Here is a 10,130-nt window from a genome sequence, read left to right as displayed (position 1 = left end):
ATCGCCATAGGGGCCCCGGCCAAACACATCCACCCAGCCGGGCACCCACGACAAGCAACCGGGCTCTAAAACCAGAGCACATCCACCCAGCCGGGCACCACCCACAAACCCCGGGCTCAAGCCGAAACACGACTCAGCAGGGCCGGATCAGCGCCGCCGGGCGATGACGCGGGCACCCTTCGACGGGATCAGCGTGATGTTGCGCGACTTGGGCGGCTCGGGCGGCCCCACCGGTTCCAGGTCGTAGCGGGTCAGGATCGCGCGCAGGACCACCACCGCCTCCTGAAGCGAGAACCCCGCCCCCAGGCAGCGGCGGACGCCGCCGCCGAACGGAATCCACGTGCCCGATTCCGGTGAGGTGCCGAGGAAGCGCTCGGGGCGGAACTCGTCCGGGTCGTCGAAGTGGTCCGGGTTGCGCTGCACCAGGCCGATGCTGGGCGAGACGATGGTGCCCCTCGGCAGGCGGTGGCCCGCGATCACCGTGGGTTCGGTGAGGCGGCGGGCGACGCTGTAGATGATGGGGCGTAGGCGCATGGCTTCCTTGGCCACCGCTTGGAGGTAGTCGTCGTCGCCGGTGTCGGCGGCCCGCTGGGCGGCGCGCAGGACCTCGGGGCGGCGGGAGAGTTCGTGCAGGGACCAGGCGAGCGCGGTGGCGGTGGTCTCGTGGCCCGCGAGCAGCAGCGTCATCATGTGGTCGCGGAGTTCGACCGCGCGGGCGTCCGGGTCGGCGGCCAGCAGGCGGGAGAGCACGTCGTCGCGGGTGGCGAGGTCGGGGCGGCCCCTGCGCTCGGCGATCTCCTCGTACAGCAGGGCGTCGACGGCGGTGATGTTCTCGGCGTTGCGCTTCCACGGCCACAGGCCGCCGAGCTTGGGGAAGGTCCAGCCGAGGACGGCGATCGGGCCGATGTCGGTGACCTTGTTGATCAGCGGGCGCAGCTTCGCCAGGCGCTCGCCCTCGGCCATGCCGAACACGACCCGGAGGATGATCTCCAGGGTCACGTCATTCATGGTGCGGTGCGTGGCGAACGGCTTGCCCACCGGCCACTTCTGCGCCGCCTCCGCAGCCAGCCCCTCCATCATCCCGCCGTAGCCGCGCAGGGCGGCCCCGTTGAACGCGGGCATCAAGCGCTTGCGCGCGGACAGGTGCGCGGCCTCGTCGAGGATGAGGACCGATTCGTGCCCCATGACCGGGGCCAGGATCGCGTTGCCCTCCCCGGCGTGGAACACCGACGGCGACCCGGCGAAGACCTCGCGGATGTCCTCCGGTCGGGTCACCGCGACCACGGTGCGCCCGGCGGCGAGGCGGACGGTGTAGGTGTGGCCGTAGCGGGCCTGCCAGCGCGGGGAGAAGCGGGCCCGGGAGCGCATGAACAGGATCGTCTGCACCGCCCGTGGCAGCCGGGGCCCGTCGGGGAGGGTGTCGCTGGCGTGGTTGTCGACTTCGGCCGAACTCATCGGACCTCCCGCTGGTCTGCTCCCCGGATTTATACATCCGTATAGATGGACGGGGCAACTACCCTGCACGGGTGGGACATCGGGAACTGCTGCTCGACGCCGCCCGGCGGCTGCTGGAGGACAAGGGCTACGCGCACATCACCGCGCGCGACCTGGTGGCCGCCTCCGGCACCAACCTGGCCTCGATCGGCTACCACTTCGGCTCCAAGAACGGCCTGCTCAACGCCGCCCTGGGCGACGTGTTCGAGGAGTGGACCGACGCCCTCGCCGAGGTCGCCCTGGCCGACCCGCACGCCTCCCCGCTGCAACGCGCCCACCTCACCTGGGCCACCGTGCTGCTGCACCTGGCCGACAAGCGCGCGCTGCTGCTGAGCTTCGTCGAAGCCCTCGCCCAGGCCGAACGCGACCCGGCACTGCGCGAACAACTCGCCGAGGTGCAGGACCGCACCCGCACCCGGGTGGCCGAGATCGTCGCCACCTCCTACGGCGACGCCGACGTCCACGCCGACGACCCCCGCTGCACCGCCGTGGCGGGCTTCATCCTCGCCGTCTGCGACGGGCTCGCCCTGCAGTGGCTGCTCGACCCGCAGCGCTCCCCCCGACCGGAGCACCTGCTGGCGGGCCTGAACGACCTGGTCGCCCGGTCCCAGAACTGAACCCGGGGCCTAGCGCAGGTCCATGCCCAGGTCGAGCGCGGGCGAGGAGTGCGTCAACGCCCCGACCGCCAGGTAGTCCACGCCGGTCTCGGCGTAGGCCCTGGCCACGTCGAGCGTCAACCCGCCGGAGGCCTCCAACCGGGTCCCGGTGCCTGCGGCACGACGGACCGCCTCGGCGCACTCGGCAACGGTGAAGTTGTCCAGCAGCACCAGTTCCGCGTTCTCCGCCAGCGCCTCGTCGAGCTGGACCAGCGTGTCCACCTCGACCTCGCACGGCAGGTCCGGCGCATGCGCACGAACCGCCGCAAGGGCCTTCGCCACCGACCCGGCTGCCAGGACGTGGTTGTCCTTGATCAGGACCGCGTCGCCGAGGGCCATCCGGTGGTTCACCCCGCCGCCGCAGCGGACCGCGTACTTCTCCAGCACGCGCAGGCCCGGGAGGGTTTTGCGCGAGTCGCGCACAGCAGCGCCGGTGCCCTCCACCGCGCGCACCCACTCGTGGGTGGCGGTGGCGATCCCCGAGAGGTGGCACAGGAAGTTGAGCGCGGTCCGCTCGGCCGTGAGCAGGGCGCGGGTGGCGCCCCGGACCGTCAGCGCGGGCTCCCCGGGCTCGGCGGCGGACCCGTCGGACCGCGCGCCCAGGACCTCGACGTCGGGCAGGACCTGGCGGAACACCTCCTCGGCGACCCCGACCCCGGCCAGCACGCCCGCTGCGCGCGGGGTCAGCTCGGCCACCGCGACCGCGTCGGCGGGCACGGTGGCCTCGGTCGTGGCGTCCGGCCCGTGGGCCAGGTCCTCGGCCAGGGCGATGGCGATGATGCCCGAGAAGGCTTCCACACCAAGGGGTTCGGTGCTCACGCGACACCTCGCAGCGCGATCGGGTGGACGGGGACCGGCTGGCCGGACGGCGTCAGCCGGATGATGGTCGGGTGCGACCAGGCCGCGTCGTCGCGGGCCGGGAAGTCGGTGCGCACGTGGCAGCCGCGGGACTCGGTGCGGGTCGCGGCGGCGGCGATGAGGGCGCGGGCGACCAGGGTCAGTGCCGCGTCCTCGACCAGGGTCCGGGTGTCGAGCACCCGCTCGGCGGCGGTCACGTCCAGCACGGACCCGACGATCGCCAGGCCCTCGGCCTCGCGGCCGATCGCGGCGTAGCGGCTCATCACCCGTTGCAGCACGTCCCGGTCGGCGACCGGGGCCACCGGCAGGTCGGGCACGACGGCCAGGCAGGTGTCGGCGAGCCGCCCGCCCGCCAGGTCGGCGGCGACCGCCTCGGCGGCGCGCTCCCCCACGACCAGGCCCTCCAGCAGGCTGTTGGAGGCGAGCCGGTTCGCGCCGTGCAGGCCGGTGCGCGCCACCTCGCCCGCCGCGTACAGGCCGGGGACCGGGGTGCGGCCGTCCACGTCGGTCAGCACGCCGCCGCAGGCGAAGTGCGCGGCGGGGGCCACCGGGATCGGTGAGACCGCCGGGTCGACGCCCGCGGCGAGGCAGGCGGCGTGCACGGTCGGGAAGCGGCGGCGGAACGTCGCGGCGTCGAGGTGGGTGGCGTCGAGGAAGACGTGGTCGTCGATCCCGCCGCGGCCCAGCGCCACGTGCCGGGTGATGGCGGCGGCCACCACGTCGCGCGGTGCCAGGTCGGCCAGCGGGTGCACGCCTTCCATGACCCGGGCGCCGGTGGCGTCGACCAGCACCGCCCCCTCTCCCCGGACCGCCTCTGTCACCAGCGGGCAGCGCCCGCGGGCGCCCGCACCGGTGTAGAGGACGGTGGGGTGGAACTGCACGAACTCGACGTCGGCGACCGGGGCGCCCGCGCGCAGCGCCAGCGCGAGCCCGTCGCCGGTGGCGACCTCGGGGTTGGAGGTGGCCTGGTAGAGCTGGCCGAGCCCGCCGGTTGCCAGCAGCACCGCCGGGGCGCTGAGGACGCCGGGCACCCCGGCGTCGTCGAGCACGTGCAGGCCGACGACCGCCCCGGTGGGGGTGCGCAGCGCCTGCACGGCGACGTGCCCCTCCAGCACCGGCACCCGGCCGTCGCGGGCGGCGGCGACCAGGGCGCGCTCGACCTCGGCGCCGGTGGCGTCGCCGCCCGCGTGCACCACCCGGAACGCGGTATGCCCGCCCTCCCTGGTCCTGGCCAGCTTCCCGTCGGGCCGCGCGTCGAACACCGCGCCGCGCTCGCGCAGCCGGGCGACGGCGGCGGGGCCGTCGGCGATGATCGCCCGGACCGCGTCCTCGTCGCACAGGCCCGCGCCCGCGACCAGGGTGTCGGCGACGTGCGCGCGCACCGAGTCGCCCTCGTCGTGCTCGCCGGGCAGCACGACGGCCACGCCGCCCTGCGCCCAGCGGGTGTTGCCGTCCTCGGCGGCGGCCTTGGTGACCACCAGGACCCGCAGCCCCAGCGACCGCGCCCGCAACGCCGCCGTCAACCCGGCGACACCCGTCCCGACGACCACCAGGTCGGCGCGGGCCTCCCAGGTCGGCGCGCTCACTCCCCGCCGCCCGACTGGCCGATCTCGATCATCCGCTGCACCGCGCCGCGGGCGCGGGCGGCGGTCTCGGGGTCGACGTGCACCTCGTCGCGGTTCTCCCGCAGCGACCGCAGCAGCGCCGCCGGGGTGATCATCTTCATGTACCGGCAGGACGCGCGGTCGTTGACGGCGTTGAACTCGATGTCGGGGGCGGCCTTGCGGAGCTGGTGCAGCATCCCGATCTCGGTGGCCACCAGCACCGAACTGGCCTTGGTGGCGCGGGCCTGGGTCACCATGTCGCCGGTGGAGAGGATCTTGACCTTCTCGCTGGGCACGATGCCCTCACCGGCGAGGTAGAGCGCGGAGGTGGCGCAACCGCACTCGGGGTGGATGAACAGGTCCGCGTCCGGGTTCGCCGCCGCGCGTTCGGCCAGCTCGGGGCCGTTGATGCCCGCGTGCACGTGGCACTCCCCCGCCCAGATGTGCATGTTCTCCCGGCCGGTCTCGCGCTTGACGTGCGCACCGAGGAACTGGTCGGGCAGGAACAGCACCTCGCGGTCGGCCGGGATCGAGGCGACCACGTCGACGGCGTTGGAGGAGGTGCAGCAGATGTCGGTCTCCGCCTTCACCTCGGCGGTGGTGTTCACGTAGGACACCACGACCGCACCGGGGTGCTCGGCCTTCCAGGCGCGCAGCTCGGCGCCGGTGATGGAGTCCGCCAGCGAGCAGCCCGCGCGCTCGTCCGGGATCAGCACGGTCTTGTCCGGGCTGAGGATCTTCGCGGTCTCGGCCATGAAGTGCACGCCGCAGAAGATGATGGTGGACGCGTCGCTGGTGGCCGCGATCCGGCTCAGCGCCAGCGAGTCACCGGTGTGGTCGGCGATGTCCTGGATCTCGGGAAGCTGGTAGTTGTGCGCGAGCAGCACCGCGTCGCGCTCGGCCACCAGCCGCCGCACCTCGTCCCGCCACGCGGCGTCCGCCTCCACCCCGCCGTAGGGGGTCAGGTCGAGCATTTCCGCGGTCATGGGCCCCTCCTCAGATGTCCGATTTTCGCTCCCGAGGTTTTCGCCTTAGGATCGAAAACATGGCTGATGCTACCACCGCGACCGCCCCGATCCACCACGAAGTGCTCGCCGCGGTGCTGCAAGTGAGGCAGGGAACACTGCGGGTCCTGCTGTGGCAGCGGGCGATGGAACCGCACGCGCACAGGTGGTCACTGCCCGGAGGCCTGCTGCGGATGGACGAGGACGTGGAGACCTCGATCCGGCGCCAGCTCGCCGAGAAGGTCGACGTGCGGCAGGTGTCGCACGTCGAGCAGTTGGCCGTGTTCAGCGCCCCCGACCGCACCCCGGGGGCGCGGGTGATCGCCAGCGCCTTCCTCTGCCTGGTGCCCTCGCACCTGGACCCCGAGCTGCCCGGCGACACCGAGTGGCACCAGCTCGAGTCGCTGCCGGACACCGCCTTCGACCACCGGGCGATCGCCGTGCGCGCCCGCGACCGGCTGCGGGCGAAGCTGTCCTACACGAACATCGGCTTCGCCCTCGCCCCGCCCGCGTTCACCATCTCCGCGCTGCGCGAGCTGTACTCCGCCGCCCTGGGCTACCGGGTGTCGGCGACCAACCTGCAGCGCGTGCTGTCCCGCCGGGGTCTGCTGGAGCCCACCGGGCGCACCACCCGGCCCGGCCGGGCGGGCGGGCGGCCCGCGGCGGAGTTCCGGTTCGCCGACGCCAGCATGGCCGTCACCGACGCCTTCGCGGTGCTCAAGCCCCCCGGTCAGCAGCGCTGAGAGCACCCTCCGGTACGCCGGACGCCGCAATCGGACAGCGGGGACGGTCGCCACGTCGTAGCGTGGTCGGGTGGCCGATTCGCTTCCGCTGTTCCCGCTCAGGGCGGTGCTGCTTCCCGGAGCGAACCTCCCCCTGCACATCTTCGAGCCCCGCTACCGCCAGTTGACGGTGGACCTGGTCAACGGCACCGTCCCGGACCGGCAGTTCGGGGTGATCGCCCTGCGCCCGTCGACGGAGCGCGAGGTGACCGAGCTGGCCCAGCTCAGCGCCATCGGCTGCTCGGCGGCGCTGCGCGAGGCGAAGCGGTTGCCGGACGGGCGGTTCGACATCATCACCACCGGGGAGCGGCGCTTCCGACTGCTCGAACTGGACACCACCAGCGCCCCGTACCTGATGGGCCGGGTGGAGTGGGTGCCCGACGTCGAGCAGCCCACCGCCGCCGCCGACTCGGTGTCGCTGCTGGCGGAGTCCGCGCGCTCGGCGCACCGCCGCTACTGCACCGCGGCCTGGCAGCGCGAGGACTGGTCCGAACCGGACGCCGACACCGCGACCTGCGAGCTGGCGCACGCGCTGGCCGCGGACTGCCTGCTGAGCATGGAGGACCGGCAGGACCTGCTGGAGGAGACCCGTCCGCTGCACCGGCTGCGGATGGTGGGCAAGCTGCTCAACCGGGAGGCGGGGTTCCTGTCGACCCTGCGCGCGGTCCCCGCTCCCCCGTCGGAGTTCAGCGAACCGATCTGCCTGAACTGAACGCGCGCGCCGGGAGCACACCGCTCCCGGCGCCGGATCAGCCGAGCCTACGCCCGAGGTCGTCCATCCCGTTCCAGGCCGCGGCCAGGCCGTAGGCGAGCGCGGTGCCGAACGGCCAGGCGACGAAGGCCCACCCGGACTCCAGCCGCGGCGCCAGGGTGAGCACGTCGCCCAGGGCGGGTGCCGCGGGCACCGGGTAGTGCGCCTCGGCCCAGGAGACGCCGACCCGGGTGGCCAGCCAGGCGGCCAGCGCGGCACCACCGGTGGCGGCGATCAGGTAGACCGGGCCGCGGCGCTCCCGCAGCGCCCAGACCGCGGCGCCGGTGACCAGACCCGCGCCCATGGCCATGAGCACGAACAGGACCAGGTCGTCGAAGCGGTGGTGGCTCTCCGAGCGCAGCGGGATCAACCGGCCGCCGTCGACGATCTGCACCAGTTCCGCAGGCGCCAGCCGGGACCACAGGAAACCCAGGGCCAGCCCGCACAGCGCGATCACGCCGAACACGCCCACGGCGGGCAGCAGGTCCCGCTTGACCACGACCGGCGCGGGTCGCCGCGCGGGCCACAGCTCGGCGAGGCCGTGGGGGTCGTCGCCCGGCTGCCACGGCCCGAACGCGGCGGGGCCGGGTCCGGGGTGGTCCGGGGTGGTCGGGGGAGCCGCGTCCCGTGCGCCGACCGCGTCCTCCGCCACGCCTGTCCTCCCGCTGCCGAACCGCTGGTGACCGGGCCGCCCGCGCGGAGCGGACCCGATCACCCGAGACTAGTCGGTCAGCCGGGACGCGCCCGCGCTGGTCAGCTCACCGTGCCGACTGCACCGGGCCGACCAGCCCACCGGGGTGACCTGGACGACCATCCGCCTGCCGCAGTCGGCGCAGAAGCGCGGCGGCTCCAACGCGGCCCGCCCGCCCCGGCAGGGCAGGTGCTCACCCTCCGCGGCGGGCTTGCCGCAGTGCACGCAGTACACGCTCGATCTCCTGTGGTTCCCGGTCTCAGAGGGTGTCGCTCAGCGCCTTGATCGGCATCTTGAGGTCGGTCAGCATGTCCAGGTCCTGCTGCGCCGGGCGGCCGAGGTTGGTCAGGTAGTTGCCGACGATGATCGCGTTGACCCCGCCCAGCATCCCCTTCTCCGCGCCCAGGTCGCCCAGGGTCAGCTCGCGACCGCCCGCGAAGCGCAGCATGGTGCGCGGCAGCGCCAGCCGGAACGCGGCCACCAGGCGCAGCGCCTCGCGGCCGGAGATCGGCTCGTACTGCTCGTACGGGGTGCCCGGCTGCGGGATGAGGAAGTTCATCGGCACCTCGTGCGGGTCCAGCTCGGCGAGCTGCACGGCGAACTCGGCGCGCTGCTCCACCGTCTCGCCCATGCCCAGGATGCCGCCGGAGCAGACCTCCATGCCCGCCTCGCGGACCATCCGCAGGGTGTCCCAGCGCTCCTCCCAGGAGTGCGTGGTGACGACCTCAGGGAAGTGCGAGCGGGCGGTCTCCAGGTTGTGGTTGTAGCGGTGCACGCCCATGCCGACCAGCTCGTCGACCTGCTCCTGGGTCAACATCCCCAGCGAGCAGGCGATCTGGATGTCGTTGCCGGACTCGCGGATGGCCTTGATGCCCTCGCGGACCTGCGAGAGCAGCCGGGCGTCCGGGCCACGCACGGCGGCGACGATGCAGAACTCGGTGGCACCGGTGGCCGCGGTCTGCCGGGCGGCCTCGACCAGGCCGGGGATGTCCAGCCAGGCGGAGCGGACCGGGCTGGGGAAGCGGCCGGACTGCGAGCAGAAGTGGCAGTCCTCCGGGCAGCCGCCGGTCTTGAGGCTGACGATGCCCTCGACCTCGACCTCCGGGCCGCACCACTTCATCCGGACCTCGTGCGCGAGCGCGAGCAGGTCGTCGAGCCGGTCGTCACCGAGGTGCAGCACGGCGAGCACCTGCTCCTCGGACAGGCCGACCCCGCGCTCCAGGACCTGCTCACGGGCGACGGCGAGGACGTCCGCGGGCGCGTCCTGGGGAGCGGTCTCGGCGTCGTGGGTGCGCTCGGCGGCTGCCGTCACGGTGTTCCTCCTCGAACCGGTGTCCCGGCGCCACTGCGCGCCCCGACACCTGCGTGTACGTGTCCGATGGGACAGTGTGCCGCATGGGGGTGACAGGTTTCAGCGAGGAATCTCACCCCGGGCGGGGTCGAACTCCCGCGCGGTGAACTCCTTGGCGTCGAATTCGCCACCCAGGCTGGGCGCGAGCCAGCGCCGGGCACCCTCGGCGAACGCGGTGGGATTCGCACCACCCACCCCCGCCGGGACGACCCCGACCAGCGGGGCACCGGTCACCAGCGGCAGGTCCTCGAGGTTGCACCGGGCGGCCAGGTCGGGCTCGGCGGGCCAGGAACCGACGACGACCCCCGCGCAGGCGATCCCCCGGGTGCGCAGCGCCTCGGCGGTCAGCGCGGCGGTGTTGAGCGTGCCCAGGCCCGCGTGCGCCACCACCAGCACCGGGGCACCCAGCGACCAGGCCACGTCGGCCAGCGTGCCGCCGTCGGGGTCGAACCGGACCAGCAGGCCACCCGCCCCCTCGACCAGCACCAGGTCGTGGGTGCGGGCCAGCTCGGCGGTCGCGGCGGCCACCTCGGACGGGCGGACCGGGGGCATCCCCACCCGGCGGGCGGCGGTCTCCGGGGCGAGCGGGTCGGGGAAGCGGCGCAGCTCGGCGGTGGTCACCGCACCGGCCAGGGCGGTCACCGCGGCCAGGTCGCCCGGCTCGTCGGGGGCCACGCCGGTCTGGGCGGGCTTGAGCACGGCGACCCGGCGGCCCGCGGCCCGGGCGAGCGCGGCGACCCCGGCGGTGACGACGGTCTTGCCGACGTCGGTGCCGGTCCCGCTGATCACGAGGACACTCACGGTGGGTCAGGCTAGCGCCGGGCCTCGTCGAACACCCACCGGAACCGGCGAACGTCACTGTCTGCCTGGCGAAAAGCCCGGTCTTTGTGTGGGTGTGCCCGGCTGGGTGGATGTGTTTGGCCGGGGCCCCTATGGCGA

Annotated in this window: 11 protein-coding genes; 3 read left to right on the top strand and 8 right to left on the bottom strand. The window is 73.8% G+C overall.

The window, feature by feature from the left end; genetic code table 11:
- Window positions 1-147: 147 nt before the first annotated feature.
- Window positions 148-1,455: a cytochrome P450 gene (locus UO65_RS16295; protein WP_035283392.1), complete on the bottom strand. Its 1,308-nt coding sequence runs from the start codon at window positions 1,453-1,455 to the stop codon at window positions 148-150.
- A 71-nt stretch (window positions 1,456-1,526) separates the two neighbouring features.
- Between UO65_RS16295 and UO65_RS16290 the strand changes: the two genes are divergently transcribed.
- Entirely contained in the window at window positions 1,527-2,111 is a 585-nt protein-coding gene (locus tag UO65_RS16290) for a TetR/AcrR family transcriptional regulator (protein WP_035283391.1), read from the top strand.
- A gap of 9 nt (window positions 2,112-2,120) precedes the next feature.
- On the opposite strand, the gene nadC is transcribed toward UO65_RS16290, so the two are convergent.
- From nadC to nadA, 3 genes are read right to left on the bottom strand one after another with little or no spacing between them, the layout of a single operon-like run.
- On the bottom strand, window positions 2,121-2,969 hold the full coding sequence (nadC, locus tag UO65_RS16285; protein WP_052021244.1) for a carboxylating nicotinate-nucleotide diphosphorylase: 849 nt from the start codon (window positions 2,967-2,969) through the stop codon (window positions 2,121-2,123).
- Window positions 2,966-4,594, bottom strand: coding sequence for an L-aspartate oxidase (locus UO65_RS16280; RefSeq protein WP_035283389.1), 1,629 nt, complete (start codon window positions 4,592-4,594; stop codon window positions 2,966-2,968). Before UO65_RS16280 ends, nadC begins: the two co-directional genes overlap by 4 nt.
- A complete protein-coding gene (gene nadA, locus UO65_RS16275; RefSeq protein WP_035283388.1) occupies window positions 4,591-5,598 on the bottom strand; it encodes a quinolinate synthase NadA in 1,008 nt (335 codons plus the stop codon). Before nadA ends, UO65_RS16280 begins: the two co-directional genes overlap by 4 nt.
- 59 nt (window positions 5,599-5,657) lie before the next feature.
- Between nadA and UO65_RS16270 the strand changes: the two genes are divergently transcribed.
- Window positions 5,658-6,359 (top strand): NUDIX hydrolase, encoded by a 702-nt coding sequence (locus UO65_RS16270; protein ID WP_181400001.1) that lies wholly within the window; start codon window positions 5,658-5,660, stop codon window positions 6,357-6,359.
- 70 nt (window positions 6,360-6,429) lie between these two features.
- Window positions 6,430-7,110, top strand: coding sequence for an LON peptidase substrate-binding domain-containing protein (locus tag UO65_RS16265; RefSeq protein ID WP_035283386.1), 681 nt, complete (start codon window positions 6,430-6,432; stop codon window positions 7,108-7,110).
- Window positions 7,111-7,147: 37 nt separating this feature from the next.
- Here the strand turns inward: UO65_RS16265 and UO65_RS16260 are convergent, their stop codons facing one another.
- From UO65_RS16260 to bioD, 4 genes are all read right to left on the bottom strand, one after another.
- Window positions 7,148-7,801 (bottom strand): DUF2567 domain-containing protein, encoded by a 654-nt coding sequence (locus UO65_RS16260; protein ID WP_084175667.1) that lies wholly within the window; start codon window positions 7,799-7,801, stop codon window positions 7,148-7,150.
- Between the two features lie 69 nt (window positions 7,802-7,870).
- Window positions 7,871-8,074 carry a biotin synthase auxiliary protein BsaP gene (gene bsaP, locus UO65_RS16255; protein ID WP_035283385.1) on the bottom strand — a complete coding sequence of 68 codons (204 nt, stop codon included), beginning with the start codon at window positions 8,072-8,074 and terminating at the stop codon, window positions 7,871-7,873.
- A gap of 25 nt (window positions 8,075-8,099) precedes the next feature.
- The gene (gene bioB / locus UO65_RS16250; protein ID WP_035283384.1) at window positions 8,100-9,152 is read right to left on the bottom strand and encodes a biotin synthase BioB; all 1,053 of its coding nucleotides are present in this window, start codon (window positions 9,150-9,152) and stop codon (window positions 8,100-8,102) included.
- A gap of 99 nt (window positions 9,153-9,251) precedes the next feature.
- Complete coding sequence (bioD, locus tag UO65_RS16245) at window positions 9,252-9,992, bottom strand: dethiobiotin synthase (RefSeq protein ID WP_035283383.1); 741 nt, start codon at window positions 9,990-9,992, stop codon at window positions 9,252-9,254.
- Window positions 9,993-10,130 lie beyond the last annotated feature (138 nt).

Source organism: Actinokineospora spheciospongiae, from assembly GCF_000564855.1.
Taxonomy (GTDB): Bacteria; Actinomycetota; Actinomycetes; order Mycobacteriales; family Pseudonocardiaceae; genus Actinokineospora; species Actinokineospora spheciospongiae.
This window is presented reverse-complemented; position numbering and strand designations above follow the sequence as displayed.

What these genes read in the sequence shown, in the direction of transcription:
- UO65_RS16295 (WP_035283392.1), bottom strand. Translation starts at nt 1,455, where the DNA reads ATGAGTTCGGCCGAAGTCGACAACCACGCCAGCGACACCCTCCCCGAC.
- nadA (WP_035283388.1), bottom strand. Translation starts at nt 5,598, where the DNA reads ATGACCGCGGAAATGCTCGACCTGACCCCCTACGGCGGGGTGGAGGCG.
- UO65_RS16270 (WP_181400001.1), top strand. Translation starts at nt 5,658, where the DNA reads ATGGCTGATGCTACCACCGCGACCGCCCCGATCCACCACGAAGTGCTC.